This window comes from Pseudomonas sp. HOU2 (genome assembly GCF_040729435.1).
In the GTDB taxonomy this organism is placed as follows: domain Bacteria; phylum Pseudomonadota; class Gammaproteobacteria; order Pseudomonadales; family Pseudomonadaceae; genus Aquipseudomonas.
Window position 1 is genome coordinate 5,232,102 of the sequence record NZ_CP160398.1, and the last position, 20,756, is coordinate 5,252,857.

Genomic DNA, 20,756 nt, shown 5'->3' on the forward strand with positions numbered 1-20,756 from the left:
TTCGGCGCAAGTCGCAATTGCCGGGGGCAAACGCTGCTTGATCCTTTTTCCTACTTCGTTTGAGCCGTTTTCGCTACGTTTTAGAGATGCTTGGAAAATGCGGCAGTATCCGTTAAAGCCGAATGATGTTCAACACGTCGGCCGACAGGCTGACCTGGACGCCGGAGCCCCACAGTGGATCGCGGCGCAAATCTTCGGAAACCTTGTAATGCCCGGCGATGGAGATCAGTTCAGCGCTCAATTGCTGACAGAAAATCCGGGCCTTGGTGTCGCCTTTGACGCCGGCCAGTGCGCGACCGCGCATCGGGCCGTATACATGGATGTTGCCATCGGCCAGAAGTTCCGCCCCCGGACTGACCGAGGACACCACCACCAGATCGCCACCCTGGGCATATATCTGTTGGCCACCACGTACTGGCGTAGTGATAACGCGGGTCGCTTTGACGGTCGGCTCCGGCGGCTTTTCCGGCTTCTTTTTGACTTCCGGTTCCGGCGCTTCCAGCGGTCGCTCACGAGCGCCGGACGGCGGCAGCACCGGGATGTCGATGGCGATGGCGGCGGCGATATCTTCGATACGGCTGGCGCGGATCGCCAGGGTGCGCAGGCCATGCTGGCGGCACACGCGCATCAGGCCGGGCAGATCGACCGCGCCTTCGCCGGGCGGCAGTTTGTCCAGCGCCAGGACCAGCGGCGCATTGCTGAAGAAATTCGGCGCCTGGGCGACTTTGGCGGCCAGTTGCCGATCAAGGCTGTCGAGGTCGTTGCGGGACAGTTCCAGCACCGTGATGGCCAGCATGCTGCCCTTCAACTGGAACACGGGATCTCGGTCTGGCGATTCGTTTTGGCTCATATCGGCATACAACGGCTTGTCACTAAAAGTGCCGAGACTTATAACGAGAACGCCCGCGAGCCGCAAGCCGGGTCGAACGATGTAGAATGCGCGGCCACTGAATTTACGGAAGCTTTAATGGATCGCCCGCGTTTTCGAAGAGCCTATCTTTCTCCCCGCTTCTGGCCGCTCTGGTGCGGTCTGGGGCTGTTGTGGCTGGTCGTGCAGTTGCCGTATGCGGTTTTACTGACGATCGGTCGAATCCTGGGCGCGTTGATGTATCGCGTGGCCGGCGACCGGCGGCGCATCGCCAAGCGCAATCTCGAGCTGTGCTTCCCGGAAAAATCCGCTGCCGAGCGCAAACGCCTGCTCAAGGAAAACTTCGCCTCCACCGGCATCGCGTTTTTTGAAATGGCGATGAGCTGGTGGTGGTCGCGCGAGCGTCTGGCCAAACTGGCGCATGTCGAAGGCCTGGAGCATCTGCAAAACGCCCAGCGCGAGGGCAAGGGCGTGATCCTGATGGCTGCGCACTTCACCACCCTGGAAATCGGCGCGGCGCTGCTCGGTCAGCAGCACACCATCGATGGCATGTACCGCGAGCACAAGAACCCGTTGTTCGACTTCGTCCAGCGTCGGGGCCGTGAGCGGCACAATCTCGATTCGCTGGCGGTGGAGCGTGACGACGTGCGTGGCATGCTCAAGCTGCTGCGTTCGGGCCGGGCGATCTGGTACGCACCGGATCAGGACTATGGCGCCAAGCAAAGCATCTTCGTGCCGCTGTTCGGCATTCAGGCAGCGACCGTGACCGCGACCACCAAATTCGCCCGCTTGGGTAAAGCGTTGGTGGTGCCGTTCACTCAGGAGCGTCTGGCGGACGGCAGCGGTTACCGGCTGGTGATCCATCCGCCGCTGGAAGACTTCCCGGGCGAGACCGAAGAGGCCGACTGCATCCGCATCAACCAATGGGTGGAAAGTGCATTGCGCGCCTGCCCTGAGCAATACTTGTGGGCGCACCGCCGCTTCAAGAGCCGTCCACCGGGCGAGCCGAAGCTTTACCCGAAACGGCGCGGCTGATTCACTCACCCTTTCAAGCACCATGGAGCGTTGCGATGAGCCCAGCTGAACCGGTCACAGGTTTGATTCTTTCCGGCGGCGGGGCTCGGGCGGCGTATCAGGTGGGGGTGCTGGCGGCGATTGCCGAATTGCTGCCGCTGGGTGCGGACAACCCGTTTCCGGTGATCGTCGGCACCTCGGCCGGGGCGATCAACGCGGTCAGCCTCGCCAGTGGCGCCAGCGATTTTCGCGCGGCCATCGAACGCCTGACCCTGTTCTGGCAGGGCTTTCGCAGCCATCGAGTGTTGCGCAGCGACTGGCCGGGAGTGATCCGGCAGGCCAGCCGCTTTGTCAGTCACAGCCTGCTCGGCATGGGCCGACACCTGCCGGTGGCGTTGCTCAACAGTTCGCCGCTGCGCGACCTGCTCAATGAAAAACTGCACATGCCCGGCATCGCCGAGTCCATCGCGCGCAAGCAATTGCATGCGGTGGCGGTGACCGCGTTCGGCTACGAGTCGGGACAGGCAGTGACCTTCTATCAGGGCGGCGGCAAGATCGATGCGTGGTTGCGCCATCGACGCATCGGCGTGCCGGCGCAATTGTCGGTGGACCATTTGCTGGCCAGTTCGGCGATCCCGTTGCTGTTTGCCCCGGTGAAAATCGGCGAGGAATATTTCGGTGACGGCGCAGTGCGGCAATCGGCACCGATCAGCCCGGCGCTGCACCTGGGCGCGAGTCGGGTGCTGGTGGTGGGCGTCAGCGGCAACCCGCGGGGTTTCGATCCGCAGCAACCGCTGGAGCGTGCCTACACCGGGCAGCAGCCAACGCTGGCGCAGATTGGCGGACACATGCTCAACAGCACGTTCATTGACAGTCTGGAGAGCGACATCGAATTGCTGCAGCGCCTCAACCAGTTCAGCCACCTGATGCCCGAGGGCACGCCGACCCGCGAGCTGGGCGTGGCGCCGGTGGAGGTGCTGGTGATTTCGCCGAGCCAGCCGATCGATGAAATCGCGGCGCGCCATCGTCAGGAATTGCCGGCGGCGTTGCGTCTGTTTTTGCGTGGGCCGGGAGCGACCAAGACCAGTGGGGCAGGGGTGCTGAGTTATCTGCTGTTCGAGGCGGGGTATTGCAGCGAGCTGATCGACCTGGGACGGCGCGATGCGTTGGCCAAGCGTGAGGAACTGTGCCGGTTTCTGGGGATCAGCGAAGTGGTCGTTCCCACATGAAGTCTGCGGTGCGGCAAATCGCTGGCAAGCCAGCTCCCACAGGTTTTTGGGTGGGCACAAAAAAGTGAACGACACATAACCCTGTGGGAGCTGGCTTGCCAGCGATGGCGTCCTCGCAGACGCCATCTACACCCGTCATCAGAAGTGGAACTTCACCAGGAAGCTGGTCACGTTCTGATTGGTGGTAAAGCCACGGGTGTCGTCGATCCCGTACTTGTCTTTCCAGTAGTCGTATTCCACACCGACGTACAGTTGCTTCTCGCCGAAATGCAGCGCCTTGCCCAGGTCGTATTTGACCTGTGGGTTGAAGTGCAGGTTGGCGTGGTATTCGCCTTTGCTGTTGACGTCGTTGTCGACCACCCAGTCCATGTAACCGTCGATCAGCACGTTCGAGCTGCCGACCGGGATGGTGTAGGACCAGACCGGGGTGATCTGCCAGACGTTGTCACCCGGACGCGAGCCGTCGGTGTGACGCTGGTAGAAGTTCAGCTGGAAGTAGTCGAAACCCGGGATCGCCAGGTCAAAACCTGGACCGATCAGGTACGACTCGACGTCGCCTTCACCGAACTCGTAAGTCATCGCCAGCAGCACGTCCTTGATCGGGCCGAATTCGAGCTTCTGGTCCAGTACCTTGCCCAGCGAGATGCGCGGCTGGAACTCACCGTAATAGGTGTTGTTGCCGACGCCGCCATCCGGCTTGCCGTTGTAGAAGATCTTGTCAATGAACAGGAAGTTATCCCCGTACTTCCAGGCATCGGCGTGCTCGAAGGTGACGGTCTGCTGGATCGCCGGATTGACCTTGAAGTCTTTGCCGTAGAGGTAGGTCAGGCTGTTGTTCTGCCATTGCAGCAGGCCATCGGCCATGGCCTCGCCGCCGGCCAGCATCGATCCCGCGAGCATCAGGCTGGTGCACATACGTTTCATTCGGTTGCTCCCAAAGTAGGTGTTCCACGTTTATTTTTTTAAGATCGGCGCTCTGGTGTGGCGCCTTTTTTCGTTGCTGCAAAAGTCATCCGACCGGTCAGCTTTGATGCTGTTAGCAAGAGCTGAGCCAAGGCTTTCGAAAAGCAAAAAAACGCCCTTTCGGCTGCTGAAAAACAGTCGATTGAGCGTGTTTTCGGGATGCCTCGGTACTGACCGGGGCCGGGATAAGTTGGCCCGTTGGTCAGGAATTAAATCCGGGCTTTTTTTTAGACCGAATTCAAGAGGCCGCGGAGAATACTGACTCCTCGGCCAGGTCTCAAGTGCCCCGCAACAGAGCACCGACGACAGGTATGGGGCACGGTTGCGGGCCATCTTAGAAATGCACCTTCACCAGCAGGCTGGCGGTGTTCTGATTGGTGTCGAAGCTGTGGGTGCTTTCGATCCCGTATTTGTTTTTCCAGTAACTGTATTCGGTGCCGACATACAGCTGTTTCTGGCTCCAGCCCAGGGCTTTGCCGAGGTCGTATTTGATCTGCGGATTGATGTGCAGGTTGGCGTGGTAGGTGCCGCGCGAGTTCTGATCGTTGTCGACCACCCAGTCCAGATAGCCGTCGATCAACAGGTCGGAATTACCCAGCGGCACGCTGTAAGACCAGCCCGGGGTGATCTGCCAGACGCCATCGCCGGGGCGCGGGCCTTCGGTCTGGCGGCGGAAGATGTTCAGGGTCACGTAATTGAAACCGGGCACTTTCAGGTCGAAGCCGGGGCCGATCAGGTAGGCCTCGCTGTCGCCTTCGCCGTACTCGTAGGTCATTGCCAGCAGCACATCCTTGATCGGGCCGAACTCGAGCTTGCGATCGAAGATCTTGCCGAACGAGAAGCGTGGGGTGAATTCGCCGTAGAAAGTGTGCGGGCCTTTGTTCGCGTCTTCTTTGCCGTTGTAGAAGATCTTGTCGACGAACAGGAAGTTGTCGCCGTACTTCCACTTGTCGGCGTGTTCGAACGTCACCGTCTGCTGGATCGACGGGTTGATCGCGAAGTTCTTGCCGTACAGGTAGCTCAGGCTGTTGGTCTGCCACAGCAGTAAATCGCCGGCCATGGCCTGACTCGCGGCCAGCAGGCCGCCACTCAACAGAACGTTGGTTTGCGTGCGAATCATTGGTTGCTCCCTCTTGTTTTTATTTTTAAGGCGCAGAGCTGTTGACCCTTGTAGGAGTGAGCCTGCTCGCGATGGCGTTCTTTCAATCAACTCATGTGTTGAATGTCATACCGTCATCGCGAGCAGGCTCACTCCTACAGGGGGGTAGCGTTTTTCAGTTAATGCTGATGTGCATGGCAGTCGTTGATCGCTGCGCGTTCCTTGCCGCCAAGAATGTTGAACAACAGATTCAGCGTCAGCGCGCTGAGGGTGGCCATGGCGATGCCGCTGTGGGTGATCGGGCTCATCCACATTGGCAGATGCGCGAAGAACTCCGGACGCACCACCGGGATCAGGCCCATGCCGATGCTCACCGCCACCAGCAACTGGTTGCGGCGGTCACCGATGTCCGCCTCTTGCAGGATCTTGATCCCGGTGGCGGCGACCATGCCGAACATCGCAATCGCCGCACCGCCCAGCACTGCTGGCGGAATCGACGCGACAAGAAATGCCGCTTTTGGCAGCAGGCTCAGCACGATCAGCAGACCACCGGCAACGATGGTCACCGAACGGCAGCGCACGCCGGTCATCTGCACCAGGCCGATGTTCTGCGCGAAGGAGGAGTGGGTGAAGGTGTTGAAGAAACCGGCCACGAACGAGGCGCCGGCATCGCACAGCAGGCCGCGACGCAGCATGCGTGGGCAGACTTCCTGACCGGTGATCTTGCCCAGTGCAAGGAACATCCCGGTGGACTCGACGAAGATGATCACCACCACCAGGCACATCGACAGGATCGGCGCCAGTTCGAATTTCGGCATGCCGAAGTGCAGCGGGGTGACAAACTGAACCCACGGCGCGTTGGCCATGCCGCTCAGGTCCACCATGCCGATCGCGCCGCACAGCACGTAGCCGAAACACATGCCGATCAGTACGGAAATATTGACCCAGAAGCCGCGCATGAAGCGGTGGATCAGCAGAATGGTCGCCAGCACCAGAGCGGCGATGGCCAGATAAACCGGGGAGCCGAATTGCGCAGCGGCGGCACCGCCACCGGCCCAGTTCACGGCCACGGGGAACAGCGACAGACCGATCGAGGTGATGACCGTGCCGGTCACCAGCGGTGGGAAGAAACGTACGACCTTGGACATGAACGGCGCGATGAGCATGCCGAAGAACCCGGCGGCGATCGTGGCACCGAAGATCCCCTGCAGACCGATACCGGGCATGCCGGCCATGGCAACCATGCTGCCGACCGCCGCGAAACTGGCGCCCATCATCACCGGCATGCGGATGCCCATCGGGCCGATCCCTAAGGACTGCACGATGGTGGCGATGCCGGCGACCAGCAGGTCGGCGTTGATCAGGAAGGCGATTTCTTCACGACTCAGGCCAGCGGCCTGTCCGATGATCAACGGCACCGCGATGGCACCGCCGTACATCAGCAGAACATGTTGCAAACCGACCAGGATCAGTTGCAAAAGGGGCAAACGCTGAATGGCGGGTGCGTCGGGGATGCGCGCTTTGGACAGCTCGGACATGCAACACCTCGGATCTTTTTTATTCTTGTGATTGAACAGCTGCCGGGTGGCTCACAGCTGTCCTTTTGCATCATTGATATTTGTGGCTGCAGAGATTTTTTGTGGCGAGGGAGCTTGCTCCCGCTGGACTGCGCAGCAGTCCCTGCTCTTCAGGCAAAGAGAGGGGCCGCTTCGCGACCCAGCGGGAGCAAGCTCCCTCGCCACAAAAGCCTGCTTTTACACAGGCTTTTGTCTGGCTCAGTTGGTCTGCGCTCCCTGCGCGATCCATGCACCGATCAGGTCACGTTCCTGCTGGGTCATCTGAGTGATGTTGCCCAATGGCATGATCTGCGTGGTGATGGCTTGCGCCTGGATCCGCGCCGCGTTCTGGCGGATCTGCTCGGGGGTGTCGAACATCACACCGGCGGGCGCCGCGCTGAACAACGGGCTGGTCGGTTTGGCCGAATGGCAGACCGCGCAGCGTTCCTGGATCACGTTGTGCACCTTGTCGAACGCAGGACCTGCGTTGGACGCTTGCGCCGGTGCCGCAGCAGGGGCAGCCGGAGCGGCTGGCGCTGCAGGTGCCGCCGCTTCAGCCGGTTTCGCGCCACCGCCCAGTGCCGTTTCCGGCAGTGGCTGGTACTCGATTTTCGCGGGTGCCTTGGCCACGTCCGGTGCGGTCGGCATCGGCGCAGGGCCGGTGACGTACGCCAGGGTGATCATGCCCACCGCTGCCACGGGCAGGGTCCAGGCAAACTTGTGGCTGTCGTGACGGGTGTTGAAGTAGTGACGCACCAACACCGCCAACACTGCGATCCCGGCCAGGATCAACCAGTTGTACTGGCTGCCATAAGTGCTTGGGAAGTGGTTACTGATCATGATGAACAGCACCGGCAGGGTGAAGTAGTTGTTGTGACGCGAACGCAGCAAGCCCTTGGCTGGCAGCGCCGGGTCCGGCGTGCGGTTCTCGGCAATCGCCGCGACCAGTGCACGCTGCGCTGGCATGATGATGCGGAACACGTTGCCGACCATGATGGTGCCGATGATCGCGCCGACGTGCAGGTACGCACCACGACCGCTGAACACCTTGCTGAAGCCATACGCCGCGCCGATGATCAGCACGAACAGGATGAAGCCGAGCAGGGCGGGTTTCTTGCCAAGGGCCGAATCGCAGAGGAAGTCGTAGATGAACCAGCCGGCGATCAGCGAACCGATGCCGATGGCCACGCCTTCAGGGCCGGTCAGGCCGCTGCCGGGTGCCACGAGGTAGAGCACGGGGTTGGAGTAGAACACCACGCACAGCAGCGCGATCCCCGACATCCAGGTGAAGTAGGCTTCCCATTTGAACCAGTGCAGGTTCTCCGGCATCGACGGTGGGGCCAGTTTGTATTTTTCCAGGTGATAGATACCGCCGCCGTGGATCGCCCACAGATCACCGGCCAGACCGGTTTTCGGGTTGACGCGGTTGAGGTTGTTCTCCAGCCAGACGAAGTAGAACGACGCGCCGATCCAGGCCACGCCAGTGATCATGTGAACCCAGCGCACGCTCAGGTTCAGCCATTCCAACAGATGTGCTTCCACAGTCTTTACCTCTCGCCTGTCACTCTTGTTGTCGAGTGATCAGACCTTCTCTTATTGGTGGGGGGCGAGGATCAAACGCTCATCCTCTTTGAAAAAATGCTCATCGCAGTTATTGCCTGTGCCACTGCGATCAACCACCAGGAAGTCATCCCGCTTTTCGATCGTCAGCACCGGGTGGTGCCAGACGCCGCGATGGTAATTGATGCCCTGCCTGCCGTTGGTGACGAAGGCGCGGACCAAGCCTGATACAGGTTCATCGCCAAGTGGCGCGACCACGATCAGAAAGGGGTTGCCGAGCAGCGGAATGAAAGCCTGGCTGCCCAGCGGATGGCGTTCCAGCATGCTCACGGTCAGCGGCATGTCCTGCGCGTCGGCGCGGAAGATGCTGATGATCGCGTTGTCCTCAGGCGTAGCGGTTTCGACCGTCGCCAGTTTGTGGAAGCGCATGGTCGAACCGTTGTTGATCATGAAGTGGTCGCTGCCGTCGGTTTCGATCACGTCACCGAAGGGGGCGAAGGCTTCTTTGGTCAGCGGTTCAATCTGTAGTGTGCGCATGCTGTTCTTTTCCGAATTCTGTGTTGTTAGAACTATCGCCATCGCGGGCAAGCCCGCTCCCACAGTGGACTGTGGCGTTCACAAAACCTGTGGGAGCTGGCTTGCCAGCGATTGGGTTCAACCTTATTTAGCGACCTTGCCGAGTACGCGCAGGCGGCTCACACCACCGTCCGGGAACACGTTCAGACGGATGTGGGTGATCGGGCCCAGTGCCTTGATCTGCTCGACGAAGGTGTGTTCGGCGTGCATTTCCAGCTTCTGGCTCGGCAGCAGTTCACGCCAGAACAGCGACTGGGTTTCGATCTGGCTGTCGGTGCCGCCCTTGACGAACGCGCCCTGGATCGAGCAGGTGTCCGGGTAGTTACCCTTGAAGTGCAGGGTGTCGACGATGATTTTTTCGATTTCGCCCGGGTGGCCCAGCGCGACGATCACCCAGTCATTGCCCGGGGTGCGACGACGTGCGGTTTCCCAGCCGTCGCCCATGTTGATGCCACGGCCCGGGTTGAGGATGTTGCTCATGCGGCCGAAGTGTTCGTCGGAGCAGGCGAGGGCGCGGCCACCGTTAAGGGCTGCAGCCAGGTCGACTTGCTCGTTATCGCCAATCGCGGACCAGTCGCGGAACGGAATGCCGTACACGCGCAGACGGGCGACACCGCCGTCCGGGTAGATGTTGAAGCGCAGGTGGCTGAACGCTTGGTCGTTGCTGATTTCGTGGTAGTGGTGGCTGTTGCCTTGCAGCTCGACGGCCGACAGCACTTCAGTCCACTGGGTGTTTTCGTCCGGCTCGCCCGAGGCCAGGAAGCACGCTTCCAGCGAGGCCGATGGCGGGAAGTTGCCGGTGAAGAATGAGGTGTCGATGTCCACGCCCTTGATCGAGCCCGGTACGCCCAGGCGGATTACCGCGCTGTCGTAGCCTTCGAAGCGCTTGCGACGCGATTCCCAGCCGTCCATCCACTTGCCGTTGTCGTCGAACACACCCTCCTTCCACACGGCCGGGGTCGGCTGAAACAGACGATTGGCGTCTGCGAACCAGTCATCGGTGACCGAGATGATTTTGGTGCCCAGACGGGCATCGGCCAGGTTGACGAACTTCTCGAAAGGTACGGCGTAAGCTTTCATTCTTCTTGTCTGCCTTTAATAAGTTGGCTGGGGATGCTTGCAAGACCCTGGGTACTCTCCGCGTCTGATGTACTCGGGTCAGGCTTCGCTAAAGAGTCAGTAAACGGAACAGGGCGATCTTGTTGATCTCCGCCAGCGCGCATTTGAATTCGGTGTCGACCGAGTTGTGAATGCGCGTTTCGAACGCCGCGAGGATCTGATGCCGGTTGCTGCCTTTTACCGCCATGATGAAGGGAAACTTGAACTTGGCCTTGTAGGCGTCGTTCAGCTCGGTGAAGCGCTGAAACTCTTCGGCCGTGCATTGGTGAATACCGGCGCCCGCCTGTTCATTGGTGCTGGCTTCGGTCAGTTGGCCCTGGACGGCGGCTTTGCCGGCCAGGTCCGGGTGAGCGTTGATCAGTGCCAGTTGACTGGCGTGATCGGCGCTCAACAGGATGTCGCTCATGCGCTGGTGCAGGGTTTCGATCTCGTCGATCGATGCGTCCACGCCCAGGTCGTAAGCCTTCTCGGCCACCCATGGCGAATGTTCGTAGATGTCGGCGAAGGCTTTGACGAAAGCGTCGCGGCTCAGGGTCGACGGTTGCAGGGTTTGAAAGCGGCTCATTTAGCGGCCCCTTGGTACGGGTGGGTTTCGTGCCAGTGACGCGCGATGTCGACGCGACGGCTGAACCACACCTGTTCATGACTTTTGGCGTATTCGATGAAGCGCTTGAGCGACGCCAGACGCGCCGGACGGCCGATCAACCGGCAGTGCAGACCGATCGAAAGCATCTTCGGCGCTTCGGCGCCCTCGGCGTACAGTACGTCGAACGCGTCTTTGAGGTATTCGAAGAAATCGTCGCCCTTGTTGAAACCCTGCACCTGGGTAAAGCGCATGTCGTTGGTGTCGAGGGTGTACGGGATCACCAGGTGCGGCTTGCCGGTCGGGTTGTTCGGTTCCCAGTAGGGCAGGTCGTCGTCGTAGGTGTCGCAGTCGTAGAGGAAACCGCCTTCTTCCATCACCAGGCGTCGGGTGTTCGGGCCGGTGCGGCCGGTGTACCAGCCCAGTGGGCGCTCGCCGGTGAGTTCGGTGAGGATGCGGATCGCTTCGAGCATGTGCTCGCGCTCCTGCGCCTCGTCCATGTACTGGTAGTCGATCCAGCGGTAGCCGTGGCTGCAGATCTCGTGACCGGCTTCGACCATCGCGCGGATCACATCCGGGTGGCGCTGGGCGGCCATGGCCACGGCGAAGATGGTCAGCGGAATGTCGAATTCCTTGAACAGTTTCAGAATCCGCCATACGCCGGCGCGGCTGCCATACTCGTAAAGCGATTCCATGCTCATGTTGCGCGCGCCTTGCAGCGGCTGGGCGGCAACCATTTCGGAGAGGAAGGCTTCGGATTCTTTGTCGCCGTGCAGAATGTTGCGCTCGCCGCCTTCTTCGTAATTGAGCACGAAGGACAGGGCGAGGCGCGCGTTGCCCGGCCAGTGTGGGTGAGGAGGGTTACTGCCGTAACCGATCAGGTCGCGTGGGTAGTCAGCGCTCACTGCAGTCTTCCTTCTTATTCGTTGACAGGTTTGTGTAACGGCCTGCACAGGCTGGCGTCACAGCGATGGGCTGATTGTATACAACTTTATTCGCAATTTGTAAGCCTGAATTTTCGCATTTTTCACCGACTGTCATCTTTTGCTGCTAATGGCATAAACCTGCAAGAAACCTGCCTGATCAGTCAGCTAATGGCTGTGAGGTTCAATAGCCAGGCGCTTTAGGCGCAGATCCGCAGTAAACACCCGAATGGCGAGGGTGATGCGAAAAATGTCGTTTTTATTGTGTACAATTTTTTTGAAAAGTGTCTTAATCAGTCGCTCGCCGCAACTTTTCGTGCTCCGAATCGGTGCGGTCTCCTTTTTACCTGACTTCGGGAGGCGCGAAGTCTGACTGCTCTTTGCGGCCAGGCGCGCAGAATCAATGGGACGTTTGACAACACACGTTTTGGACGCTGCACACGGTTGCCCGGGCAGCTCGATCAAGGTCGAGCTGTACCGCGTTGAAGGTTCGCACCTGGAATTGGTCGCCAGTGCGATAACCAACAGCGATGGCCGGGTCGATGCGCCGCTGCTGCAAGGCGATGACTACCGCACCGGGGTCTATCAGGTGCAGTTCCATGCCGGCGATTACTACCGCGCCCGTGGCGTGCAACTGCCGGAACCGGCGTTCCTCGACGTGGTGGTGCTGCGTTTCGGCATCTCCGCCGAGCAGGATCATTACCACGTACCCCTGCTGATCTCGCCTTACAGCTATTCCACCTATCGGGGCAGCTGACCCCCAAGCAGCTGCCCCCACCGGGAAGCGACTGCGCATATAGCTTCTTTGGTCTTTCGCCCGCTCACACTGCGGGCTTTTTTTCGGCCCTGAAAAAGTGGTGTCTGGTCTGACGCCATCGCTGGCAAGCCAGCTCCCACAGTGTCCGGGTCGTACACGAAAAATGTGAAGACCCCCGAACCTGTGGGAGCTGGCTTGCCAGCGATGCTTTTAACGGCTCAACAGAGAAGCAGCGCCAGCCCCACTGAACAACCCGGCACTCACCCGGTTGAACCAGCTCTGCCCCTTGCCGCTACGCAGATAGCGCGCCGCACCATGCGCACCCAGCCCGTAAGCCAGTTTGCAGCACAGGTCGAGCACCACCCAGGTCGCGATCATGATCAGCAACTGCGGCAGGAACGGTTGTTGGGCGCTAAGGAACTGCGGCAGAAACGCGGCGAAAAACAGAATGTCCTTCGGATTGCTCGCGCCCAACACAAAGGCCCGGCCGAACAGTGTGCGAAAACGCGGCACTGGCGCGGCCTGCGGCACTTCGGCACCCACCGACGGCTGACGCGATTGCTGCCAGCTCTGCCAGGCGAGATAGAACAGGTACAGCGCGCCAACGATTTTCAGTGCGCTGAACAATTGCTCCGACGCCAGCAGCAGGGCGCCAAGCCCCAATGCCGACGCACTGAGCAGGCAGATTGAAGCAATCACACCACCGAGAAACGCCGGGTAAGAGCGGCGCAGACCGTAATTCAGACTGTTGCTGATCATCAGCAATGACAGCGGCCCCGGAATCAGGATCACCACCAGTGCAGCGCCGCTGAACAGCAGCCAGGTTTCCAGACTCATCACTTTCCTCCTTTTTGTTGTATTGAAAAATGCACAAAAGCCCCACCCCGTGAGGGTGAGGCTGTTTTGAAGCCTGAACCGCGTAGCGCTTACAGGAAGATGAACTTGGCGATGAAGATCGCGCAGAGCACCCACAGGCTCACGGAAATTTCCTTGTACTTGCCGGCACCGGCTTTCAACGCCACGTAGGTGATGAAGCCCAGCGCGATGCCGTCGGCGACTGAGAAGGTCAGCGGCATCATGATCGCGGTGACGATTGCCGGAATTGCATCAGTGGCTTCGTCCCACTCGATATGGGCCATGCCGCCCATCATCAGCATCGCGACGTAAATCAGCGCACCGGCGGTGGCGTAAGCCGGAATCATCCCGGCCAGCGGTGCGAAAAACATCGCGGCTATAAATAGCACACCTACGGTGACGGCGGTAAGACCAGTCCGACCACCAGCGGCTACACCCGCGGCACTTTCCACATAGCTGGTGACGGGCGGAACGCCGACCACCGCGCCGAAGACGCTGGAGGCGCTGTCGGCTTTCATGGCGCGGGAAAGGTTTTCGATACGCCCGTCAGCGTTGACCAGATTGGCGCGCTGGGCGACGCCCATCAGGGTGCCGGCGGTGTCGAACATGTGCACGAAGAGGAAGGCCAGCACCACGCTGATCATGCTGACGTTGAACACACCGGCGACGTTCATCGCCATGAAGGTCGGCGCCAGGCTTGGCGGGGTCGACATGATCCCTTCGTAGTGCACGATGCCCAGGCCCCAACCGGCGAGGGTCACGGTGATGATGCTGATGAGGATCGCACCGAAGACTTTGTGGTAGCTGAGGATCGCGATCATCAGGAAGCAGATCGCCGCCAGCAGCGGGCCGGGTTCACGCAGGGAGCCGAGTTTGATCAGGGTGGCCGGGCTGTCGACGACAATGCCCGCGGTTTTCAGGCCGATCAGTCCGAGGAACAGACCGACGCCAGCGCCCATCGCAAAGCGCAGGCTGACCGGGATGCTGTTGAGCAGCCATTCGCGAATCCGCGAGAAGGTCAGGATCATGAACAGCACACCGGAAACGAACACCGCACCGAGCGCGGTTTCCCAGTTGTAGCCCATGGTGCCGACCACGGTGTAGGTAAAGAATGCGTTGAGGCCCATGCCCGGCGCCAGGCCCACCGGCCAGTTGGCGTACAGGCCCATCAGCAGGCAGCCGAGTGCGGCAGCGATGCAGGTGGCGACGAAGGCTGCACCGTGATCGATCCCGGCATCGGCCATGATGTTCGGGTTGACGAAGATGATGTAAGCCATGGTGATGAAGGTTGTCAGACCGGCAATCAGCTCGGTCTTCACCGTGGTGCCATGCAAGCTGAGTTTGAAGATGCGCTCCAGCACGCCGGTGCGTAAGGGCGGTGAGAGTTCCAGCGTCGATGCTTCGGATTTGCGGCTTTCCACAGCGAGTACTCCTCAAGAGTTTTATTGTTATTTCCAGGGCCGGACCCATGAGGGGTGGCAGCAGCCCTTTGAGGCATACGCGAATTTGTTGACCATGCGGTCAGGAACTCGCACGCAGTGGATTATGCTTTTGTGTACAAATAAAGCAAATATTGTTTTTGGTTTTGTTTACGAAAGGTCAGGCGATAGGGATATATCGCCTTCAGAGACCCCATCGCTGGCAAGCCAGCTCCCACAGGGTTCGTGGGTTTCTTCACATCTGTGTACGCCGCTGCCCTAGTGGGAGCTGGCTTGCCAGCGATGAGGCCAGTCCAGTCAATCCAGATGTGACTGAGTGCTCCCAAGCGCCATATTCACCGCCAGCCACCCATTCACCGCCGCCTCCCCAGCTTCAGCAAACACCCGCTCGAGCAACTTCACCTGTTCACGCCGTAACGCCTGCTCAAACTTCGCACCTTCAACGGTCAATTCCAGCAGACGTTTACGCTTGTCCGCCTCCGACGCCACGCTCTCCACCAGATGCATTTCCTGCAACTGGCGCAACGGCATGTTCAGCGCCTGTTTGCTCACGCCGAGCAATCCCAACAACTCCTTCACACTCAAATTCGGATAACGCGCGATGAAAAACACAATTCGCTGATGCACCCGGGACAGGCCACGGCGCTCGAGCATTTCATCGGCTTTGGCGGTGAACGCCTGATAGCCGAAGAAAAACGCTTCCATCGCCTGTTGCTGGCTGGCAGGGTTTTTAAGGTCAAGCATGTTGACGTACTCGCTCAAGCTGTCGTAGTTTCGGTCAAGCAGTTTGACTCATTTTTCCCAGACCTCGCTACCGGTGACTCCCATGGCTTTTTCCGAACGTGTCTCGCGCCTTAAAAGTTCTCTGATCCGTGAAATTCTTGCCGCCGCCCAGCGCCCGGAAGTGATGTCGTTCGCCGGTGGTCTGCCGGCCGAAGCCATGTTGCCGAAAGTCGAATGGTCCGAGATGCCGCTGTCCCTTGGCCAATACGGCATGAGCGAAGGCGAGCCGGCGCTGCGTGAAACGCTGGCGGCGCAGGCGCGAGCGTTGGGTCTGGACTGCACGGCGAGCCAAGTGCTGGTGGTCAGCGGTTCCCAGCAGACCCTCGATCTGGCGGCCAAGTTGTACATCGACAAAGGCACCGAAATTCTTCTGGAGGCGCCAACCTACCTGGCCGCGTTGCAGATCTTCCAGCTGTTCGGCGCCGATTGCCTGACCGTGCCGCAAGAGGCCGATGGCCCGAATCTGGCCCAACTGCGCAGTCGGCTGGAGCAGCATCGCCCGGCGTTCATCTACCTGATTCCGACATTCCAGAACCCGTCCGCCGTGCGCTACAGCGAAGCCAAGCGCGCCGCCGTCGCCGCGTTGCTCGACGAATTCGGTGTGACCCTGATCGAAGACGAGCCGTACCGCGAACTGACGTTCGATGGCGGCAGCGCCAAACCGATTGCCGGGTGCCTGAAAAAGGCCAGCTGGATCTACACCGGCACGGTGTCGAAAACCTTGCTGCCGGGTTTGCGCGTCGGCTACCTGATTGCCAGCCCGGATCTGTTCCCGCATCTGCTCAAGCTCAAGCAATCGGCGGATCTGCACACCAATCGCATCGGCCAGTGGCAGGCGCTGCAGTGGATCGGCACGGAAAAATATCAGCAGCATTTGAGTGAATTGCGTGGCTTCTATCGCGAGCGCCGCGATGCGTTTCAAGCGGCGCTGGAAAGGCATTTTTCCGATCTGGCGGACTGGAACATGCCGCAGGGTGGGTTGTTTTTCTGGCTGACCTTGAAGCAGCCGCTGGATACGCGAACTTTGCTGAACGAGGCGCTGGCCAATGATGTGGCGTTCATGCCGGGTGAGCCGTTCTTTCCCGAACCGGATAAAAACCTCGGGCACCTGCGATTGAATTTCAGCCACATCGACCCGGCGCGACTGGATGAGGGGCTCAATCGTCTGGCGGCGGTGGTGAGGCAGGCGCAACTTGAGAAAGCGGCCTGAAAAACGAATAAACCGGCTTGAGGGCCGGTTTATTTTTGTCTGAGTAATGTGCTGTTCTTGCGGTCCTTATCGCTGGCAAGCCAGCTCCCACAGGTTTTGTGAACGCCACAGATTATTGTGGGAGCTGGCTTGCCAGCGATGGGGCCATAAGCAACACAACATCAATATCAGACCGCAGCAAACCGCTTATCCAGATAATCAATAATCACCTTGGACTCATACATCCACGTCGTCTGCCCATTTTCTTCAATGCGCAGGCACGGCACCTTGATCTTGCCGCCCTGATCCAACAGCGTCTGGCGATCCTGTTCATTGTTCTTCGCGTCCTTCAGTGCGACCGGCACATTCAGGCGACGCAGCGTACGACGGGTTTTCACGCAGAACGGGCAGGCGTGGAACTGATACAGGGTCAGGCCTTTGGCGGCGGCGTTGACTTGCGCCTGTACCTCGGCCGGGCGCTGTTTCTTGCCCGGGCGGGTGATGAAGTCAATGAAAATGATCAGTTGGCCAAGGCCGACACGAAGCGCTTTTACGAACACGTTGAAAGCCTCACGGTGCGAAGAGAGAAGGGCGCGCAGCTTACCCGATTTTTCACAGGCGAAAAAAAACCGGCGATCAACGCCGGTTTTTTTCTGCAGCCGATTACTTGATCAGGCTGAGGAACTCGCTGCGAGTCGCCGCGTTTTCGCGGAACTCACCGAGCATCACCGAAGTGATCATCGACGAATTCTGTTTCTCGACACCGCGCATCATCATGCACATGTGCTTGGCCTCGATCACCACGGCCACGCCCAGTGCTCCGGTGACTTGCATCACCGCATCAGCGATCTGGCGGCTGAGGTTTTCCTGGATCTGCAGGCGGCGGGCGTACATGTCGACGATTCGCGCGACCTTCGACAGGCCCAGCACCTTGCCGCTCGGGATATACGCGACGTGGGCCTTGCCGATGAACGGCAGCAGGTGGTGTTCGCACAGCGAGTACAACTCGATGTCCTTGACCAGCACCATTTCGCTGTTGTCGGAGCTGAACAGGGCACCGTTGGTGACCTCTTCGAGCGTCTGTTCATAACCGCGGCAGAGGTACTGCATGGCTTTGGCGGCACGCTTTGGCGTGTCGAGCAGGCCCTCGCGGGACACGTCCTCGCCCAGTTGGCCGAGAATCGCGGTGTAATTCTGTTCCAGGGACATGAAACTACCTGTGGGGATTTTCGCAAAGGGCAAGGGTACGGTGGCGGACACAACCCTGCAAGTTCGGTGTAACGCGATTATTCGTCGCGGCCTTCCATCATCGTGCGTTTGAGCATCACGTACACCGCGCCCGCACCGCCGTGTTTCGCCTGGCACGAGGTGAAGCCGAGCACTTGCGGATGCTGGCGCAGCCAGGTGTTGACGTGGCTTTTGATCATCGGCCGCTTGCCGTCCAGGCGCACGGCCTTGCCGTGGGTGACGCGCACGCAGCGGATTTCGAATCTGGTCGCTTCGGCGAGAAAGGCCCAGAGGGTCTCGCGGGCTTTTTCGACGGTCATGCCGTGCAGGTCGAGGCTGCCTTCGAACGGGATCTGGCCGACCTTGAGCTTGCGCATCTGGCTTTCCTGCACCCCGTCTCGGGCCCACATCAACTCGTCTTCGGGGCCGACGTCGATCACGAACTGATCGGACAGGCCATCCACGGTGGTGGTCTCGGTGCGCACGGTGGCGGACTGGCGCAGTTTGGCGATCTGCGCGCGGTCGGCCTTGGGTTTGCCGGTGTCGGCGCGGTCGTGCTTGATCGGCTTGACGCCTTGGATCGCACTTTTGAACAGGGAAAAATCGTCGTCTTGCATGTCAGCCTCCGCGAAGGGCGGCCAGTTTACCCAAGTCGAAACAAAACGGCCCGGCAAAAAGCCAGGCCATCACCTCAGTCGTGTTTTTTCATCAGGTGCGGGGACATGTTCAGCTCCCGCGATTGCCGGGCGCGGCGCCGGCATCGACGCCACAGGGCCACACCGAAGTACAGGAACAACAAGCCGACCGCGAGAATGATCGCCGACCCCGTCGGCGTGGCATTCAAATCGCCGAGCGCTGGCGGGCGCCCCAGCAGGCTGGCGGCACCGGCCATCGCCAGCAGCACACCGAACGTCGCCAGAATGGCGGCGATCGCTGCGCCGAATCGAAAACGCCAGTTGCTTTGGCCTTTGGGCCGCAAGCGGCGTGCGTCAAATCCATCGGATAACTTCATTCCGACCTTCCTCAATGGGTATCGGCCCTTCGACCGGGAGTTGACCGGGTTGTTCCTGAGGCTAAGGCAATTGCAGCAAATGCGAGGCTTTTGCGGATGAGCGGCGCGGTGAGCCGCTCATCAGAGCAGATCAGATCAGATCTTGCGTCAGGGCGAGGGTGGCGAAGTTGTCGGCCATGATCGCCATTTCCGCTTCCTGGACCACGGCGGCGCTGAGCACGCGGCCCTTGAACGGCAGGTCGCGGGTGGCGCAGGCGTCTTCGACCAGGGTGCAACGGAAGCCCAGGTTCTTTGCCGCACGCACGGTGGTGCTGACGCTGGAGTGGCTCATGAAGCCGCAGACGATCAGGTCCAGCGAGCCAAGATTCTGCAGACGGTCCAGCAGTTCGGTGCCGTGGAACGCACTCGGCAGCAGTTTGCCGATGATGGTTTCATCACCCTGCGGCTCAAGGCCAGGGATGAACTCGCCGCGCTCGCCCTGCGGGTCGAACAGGCCACCGACGGTGCCGAGATGACGCACGTGCACGATCGGCCGACCGGCTGCACGGGCCGCAGCGACCAGTTGTTTGATGTTCGCGACGGCCGCGTCCATGCCGCTCAGGGCCAGCGGGCCACTGAGGTACTCTTTCTGGGCATCGATGATGACCACGGTGGCATGGCTCAGGGTGGCCGCTGCGTAACCGCGGCCGCTGAGTTGAAACATCGTTTTTGGAACGGACATTCGGGGCTCCTTGGGGTGGGGCTTTTGCGGCATTGTCCTCTGGCTGAGCGGTTCTGTGAACCGCTACCATCGTAGGCAGCGTCGTTATTGGCCTGCAGCCTTGTCAAGTTACACGTTCTGTTCAATGGCTGATGCAAAAATCAGAAAAGTCCTACTGTCGCTCGACTGATTTTCCTGCGTCGTCGGCGCGCGTTTTGGCTGGTAGAATCGCCAGTCGTTTTTTCTGGAGTTCTGCCCCGTGATCACTTCCCGACTTCGTACCCTGCGCGACCACATCCGTTGGGCCGTCAGCCGCTTCCATGGGGAGGATCTGTTTTTCGGCCACGGCACCGACAACGCCTGGGATGAAGCCCGGCAGCTTGTGCTCGGAGCCTTGCACCTGCCGTGGGAGATCGCCGACAGCTACCTCGACTGTGCGCTGGAAGACGACGAACTGGTCAACCTGCAACGCCTGCTCAAGCGCCGCATCGAAGAGCGCATCCCGACTGCGTACCTGTTGGGCGAAGCGTGGTTCTGCGGCATGTCGTTCATCGTCGATGAGCGCGTGCTGATTCCGCGTTCGCCGATTGGCGAGTTGATCGAAAACCGCTTTGCGCCGTGGATCGGCGACGAGCCTGCGCGGATCCTCGACCTGTGCACCGGCTCCGGCTGCATCGGTATTGCCTGCGCCTACGAGTTCCAGAACGCCGAAGTGGTGCTGGCGGACCTGTCGTTCGAAGCGCTGGAAGTGGCCAACCAGAACATCGAGCGCCATGGCGTCGATGAGCGCGTGTACACCGTGCAGGGCGATGGTTTCGATGGTTTGCCGGGGCAGCGTTTCGACCTGATCGTGTCGAACCCGCCGTACGTTGACGCAGAAGATTTTGCCGACATGCCGGACGAATACCAGCACGAACCGGAGCTGGGCCTGGCCTGCGGTGATGATGGCTTGAACCTGGTACGGCGGATGCTCGCCGAAGCGGCGGATCACCTGACCGAGAAGGGGCTGTTGATCGTTGAGGTGGGCAACAGCCAGGTGCACGTCGAAGCGCTGTACCCGGAAGTCGACTTCGCCTGGCTCGATTTCGAGCGCGGCGGGCATGGCGTGTTCATGTTGACCGCAGAACAGTGCCGCAATCATCAGGCGCTGTTCGCTTCCCGCGTTTGACCTGACTGACTTCTGTGGCGAGGGAGCTTGCTCCCGCTGGTCTGCGAAGCAGACCCAAAATATGCAATGACGGTGCACCAGGCATACCGCATGCGCATGTTTTACGACTGCTTCGCAGCCGAGCGGGAGCAAGCTC

22 protein-coding genes are annotated in these 20,756 nt (G+C 60.2%); 5 read left to right on the top strand and 17 right to left on the bottom strand.

Annotation, left to right across the window (positions count from 1 at the left end; translation table 11 throughout):
* Positions 1-112: 112 nt before the first annotated feature.
* Positions 113-850 carry a septum site-determining protein MinC gene (minC, locus tag ABV589_RS23740; protein WP_045121954.1) on the bottom strand — a complete coding sequence of 246 codons (738 nt, stop codon included), beginning with the start codon at positions 848-850 and terminating at the stop codon, positions 113-115.
* A 117-nt stretch (positions 851-967) separates the two neighbouring features.
* Between minC and ABV589_RS23745 the strand changes: the two genes are divergently transcribed.
* Positions 968-1,903, top strand: coding sequence for a lipid A biosynthesis lauroyl acyltransferase (locus tag ABV589_RS23745; RefSeq protein WP_367083925.1), 936 nt, complete (start codon positions 968-970; stop codon positions 1,901-1,903).
* Positions 1,904-1,938: 35 nt separating this feature from the next.
* The gene (locus ABV589_RS23750) at positions 1,939-3,111 is read left to right on the top strand and encodes a patatin-like phospholipase family protein (protein WP_367083926.1); all 1,173 of its coding nucleotides are present in this window, start codon (positions 1,939-1,941) and stop codon (positions 3,109-3,111) included.
* A gap of 138 nt (positions 3,112-3,249) precedes the next feature.
* On the opposite strand, the gene ABV589_RS23755 is transcribed toward ABV589_RS23750, so the two are convergent.
* From ABV589_RS23755 to puuE, 8 genes are all read right to left on the bottom strand, one after another.
* Positions 3,250-4,035 carry an outer membrane protein OmpK gene (locus ABV589_RS23755; RefSeq protein WP_367083927.1) on the bottom strand — a complete coding sequence of 262 codons (786 nt, stop codon included), beginning with the start codon at positions 4,033-4,035 and terminating at the stop codon, positions 3,250-3,252.
* Between the two features lie 373 nt (positions 4,036-4,408).
* Positions 4,409-5,194, bottom strand: coding sequence for an outer membrane protein OmpK (locus ABV589_RS23760; RefSeq protein ID WP_367083928.1), 786 nt, complete (start codon positions 5,192-5,194; stop codon positions 4,409-4,411).
* A gap of 158 nt (positions 5,195-5,352) precedes the next feature.
* The gene (locus ABV589_RS23765) at positions 5,353-6,711 is read right to left on the bottom strand and encodes a nucleobase:cation symporter-2 family protein (protein ID WP_367083929.1); all 1,359 of its coding nucleotides are present in this window, start codon (positions 6,709-6,711) and stop codon (positions 5,353-5,355) included.
* Positions 6,712-6,948: 237 nt separating this feature from the next.
* On the bottom strand, positions 6,949-8,271 hold the full coding sequence (locus tag ABV589_RS23770) for a urate hydroxylase PuuD (protein WP_027613343.1): 1,323 nt from the start codon (positions 8,269-8,271) through the stop codon (positions 6,949-6,951).
* Positions 8,272-8,322: 51 nt separating this feature from the next.
* A complete protein-coding gene (locus ABV589_RS23775) occupies positions 8,323-8,826 on the bottom strand; it encodes an ureidoglycolate lyase (protein WP_007960648.1) in 504 nt (167 codons plus the stop codon).
* 123 nt (positions 8,827-8,949) lie between these two features.
* Positions 8,950-9,945, bottom strand: a complete 996-nt coding sequence (alc, locus tag ABV589_RS23780; RefSeq protein ID WP_367083930.1) for an allantoicase — start codon at positions 9,943-9,945, stop codon at positions 8,950-8,952.
* Between the two features lie 88 nt (positions 9,946-10,033).
* A complete protein-coding gene (gene uraD / locus ABV589_RS23785; protein WP_098967921.1) occupies positions 10,034-10,549 on the bottom strand; it encodes a 2-oxo-4-hydroxy-4-carboxy-5-ureidoimidazoline decarboxylase in 516 nt (171 codons plus the stop codon).
* Positions 10,546-11,472, bottom strand: a complete 927-nt coding sequence (puuE, locus tag ABV589_RS23790) for an allantoinase PuuE (RefSeq protein WP_367083931.1) — start codon at positions 11,470-11,472, stop codon at positions 10,546-10,548. The genes uraD and puuE overlap by 4 nt, the downstream gene beginning before the upstream one ends.
* A 421-nt stretch (positions 11,473-11,893) precedes the next feature.
* Between puuE and uraH the strand changes: the two genes are divergently transcribed.
* Entirely contained in the window at positions 11,894-12,247 is a 354-nt protein-coding gene (gene uraH, locus ABV589_RS23795; RefSeq protein WP_003223171.1) for a hydroxyisourate hydrolase, read from the top strand.
* A gap of 210 nt (positions 12,248-12,457) precedes the next feature.
* Here the strand turns inward: uraH and ABV589_RS23800 are convergent, their stop codons facing one another.
* From ABV589_RS23800 to ABV589_RS23810, 3 genes are all read right to left on the bottom strand, one after another.
* A complete protein-coding gene (locus ABV589_RS23800; RefSeq protein ID WP_064586707.1) occupies positions 12,458-13,084 on the bottom strand; it encodes a LysE family translocator in 627 nt (208 codons plus the stop codon).
* An 89-nt stretch (positions 13,085-13,173) separates the two neighbouring features.
* A complete protein-coding gene (locus ABV589_RS23805) occupies positions 13,174-14,523 on the bottom strand; it encodes an NCS2 family permease (protein ID WP_007960656.1) in 1,350 nt (449 codons plus the stop codon).
* Positions 14,524-14,838: 315 nt separating this feature from the next.
* A complete protein-coding gene (locus ABV589_RS23810) occupies positions 14,839-15,285 on the bottom strand; it encodes a MarR family transcriptional regulator (RefSeq protein WP_367083932.1) in 447 nt (148 codons plus the stop codon).
* 82 nt (positions 15,286-15,367) lie between these two features.
* On the opposite strand from ABV589_RS23810, the gene ABV589_RS23815 reads away from it, so the two are divergent.
* Positions 15,368-16,534, top strand: coding sequence for a PLP-dependent aminotransferase family protein (locus ABV589_RS23815; RefSeq protein WP_367083933.1), 1,167 nt, complete (start codon positions 15,368-15,370; stop codon positions 16,532-16,534).
* Between the two features lie 167 nt (positions 16,535-16,701).
* Here the strand turns inward: ABV589_RS23815 and ABV589_RS23820 are convergent, their stop codons facing one another.
* The 5 genes from ABV589_RS23820 to ABV589_RS23840 all read right to left on the bottom strand — a co-directional run bounded on the left by ABV589_RS23820 (position 16,702) and on the right by ABV589_RS23840 (position 19,473).
* Complete coding sequence (locus ABV589_RS23820; protein WP_007960660.1) at positions 16,702-17,073, bottom strand: glutathione S-transferase N-terminal domain-containing protein; 372 nt, start codon at positions 17,071-17,073, stop codon at positions 16,702-16,704.
* Positions 17,074-17,176: 103 nt separating this feature from the next.
* Complete coding sequence (folE, locus tag ABV589_RS23825; protein ID WP_003442011.1) at positions 17,177-17,722, bottom strand: GTP cyclohydrolase I FolE; 546 nt, start codon at positions 17,720-17,722, stop codon at positions 17,177-17,179.
* A gap of 77 nt (positions 17,723-17,799) precedes the next feature.
* Positions 17,800-18,357, bottom strand: a complete 558-nt coding sequence (locus tag ABV589_RS23830) for a Smr/MutS family protein (RefSeq protein ID WP_367083934.1) — start codon at positions 18,355-18,357, stop codon at positions 17,800-17,802.
* 74 nt (positions 18,358-18,431) lie between these two features.
* On the bottom strand, positions 18,432-18,752 hold the full coding sequence (locus ABV589_RS23835; protein WP_003223191.1) for a hypothetical protein: 321 nt from the start codon (positions 18,750-18,752) through the stop codon (positions 18,432-18,434).
* A 130-nt stretch (positions 18,753-18,882) separates the two neighbouring features.
* Positions 18,883-19,473, bottom strand: a complete 591-nt coding sequence (locus tag ABV589_RS23840) for a cysteine hydrolase family protein (protein WP_003223193.1) — start codon at positions 19,471-19,473, stop codon at positions 18,883-18,885.
* 238 nt (positions 19,474-19,711) lie between these two features.
* Between ABV589_RS23840 and prmB the strand changes: the two genes are divergently transcribed.
* Positions 19,712-20,620 carry a 50S ribosomal protein L3 N(5)-glutamine methyltransferase gene (prmB, locus tag ABV589_RS23845; RefSeq protein WP_064586711.1) on the top strand — a complete coding sequence of 303 codons (909 nt, stop codon included), beginning with the start codon at positions 19,712-19,714 and terminating at the stop codon, positions 20,618-20,620.
* Positions 20,621-20,756: the final 136 nt, after the last annotated feature.

What these genes read in the sequence shown, in the direction of transcription:
- ABV589_RS23815 (WP_367083933.1), top strand. Translation starts at nt 15,368, where the DNA reads ATGGCTTTTTCCGAACGTGTCTCGCGCCTTAAAAGTTCTCTGATCCGT.
- ABV589_RS23835 (WP_003223191.1), bottom strand. Translation starts at nt 18,752, where the DNA reads ATGAAGTTATCCGATGGATTTGACGCACGCCGCTTGCGGCCCAAAGGC.
- folE (WP_003442011.1), bottom strand. Translation starts at nt 17,722, where the DNA reads ATGTCCCTGGAACAGAATTACACCGCGATTCTCGGCCAACTGGGCGAG.
- minC (WP_045121954.1), bottom strand. Translation starts at nt 850, where the DNA reads ATGAGCCAAAACGAATCGCCAGACCGAGATCCCGTGTTCCAGTTGAAG.
- ABV589_RS23755 (WP_367083927.1), bottom strand. Translation starts at nt 4,035, where the DNA reads ATGAAACGTATGTGCACCAGCCTGATGCTCGCGGGATCGATGCTGGCC.
- ABV589_RS23775 (WP_007960648.1), bottom strand. Translation starts at nt 8,826, where the DNA reads ATGCGCACACTACAGATTGAACCGCTGACCAAAGAAGCCTTCGCCCCC.
- ABV589_RS23800 (WP_064586707.1), bottom strand. Translation starts at nt 13,084, where the DNA reads ATGAGTCTGGAAACCTGGCTGCTGTTCAGCGGCGCTGCACTGGTGGTG.
- ABV589_RS23750 (WP_367083926.1), top strand. Translation starts at nt 1,939, where the DNA reads ATGAGCCCAGCTGAACCGGTCACAGGTTTGATTCTTTCCGGCGGCGGG.
- ABV589_RS23745 (WP_367083925.1), top strand. Translation starts at nt 968, where the DNA reads ATGGATCGCCCGCGTTTTCGAAGAGCCTATCTTTCTCCCCGCTTCTGG.
- ABV589_RS23830 (WP_367083934.1), bottom strand. Translation starts at nt 18,357, where the DNA reads ATGCAAGACGACGATTTTTCCCTGTTCAAAAGTGCGATCCAAGGCGTC.
- uraH (WP_003223171.1), top strand. Translation starts at nt 11,894, where the DNA reads ATGGGACGTTTGACAACACACGTTTTGGACGCTGCACACGGTTGCCCG.
- ABV589_RS23810 (WP_367083932.1), bottom strand. Translation starts at nt 15,285, where the DNA reads ATGCTTGACCTTAAAAACCCTGCCAGCCAGCAACAGGCGATGGAAGCG.
- ABV589_RS23840 (WP_003223193.1), bottom strand. Translation starts at nt 19,473, where the DNA reads ATGTCCGTTCCAAAAACGATGTTTCAACTCAGCGGCCGCGGTTACGCA.
- ABV589_RS23765 (WP_367083929.1), bottom strand. Translation starts at nt 6,711, where the DNA reads ATGTCCGAGCTGTCCAAAGCGCGCATCCCCGACGCACCCGCCATTCAG.
- uraD (WP_098967921.1), bottom strand. Translation starts at nt 10,549, where the DNA reads ATGAGCCGCTTTCAAACCCTGCAACCGTCGACCCTGAGCCGCGACGCT.
- alc (WP_367083930.1), bottom strand. Translation starts at nt 9,945, where the DNA reads ATGAAAGCTTACGCCGTACCTTTCGAGAAGTTCGTCAACCTGGCCGAT.
- ABV589_RS23760 (WP_367083928.1), bottom strand. Translation starts at nt 5,194, where the DNA reads ATGATTCGCACGCAAACCAACGTTCTGTTGAGTGGCGGCCTGCTGGCC.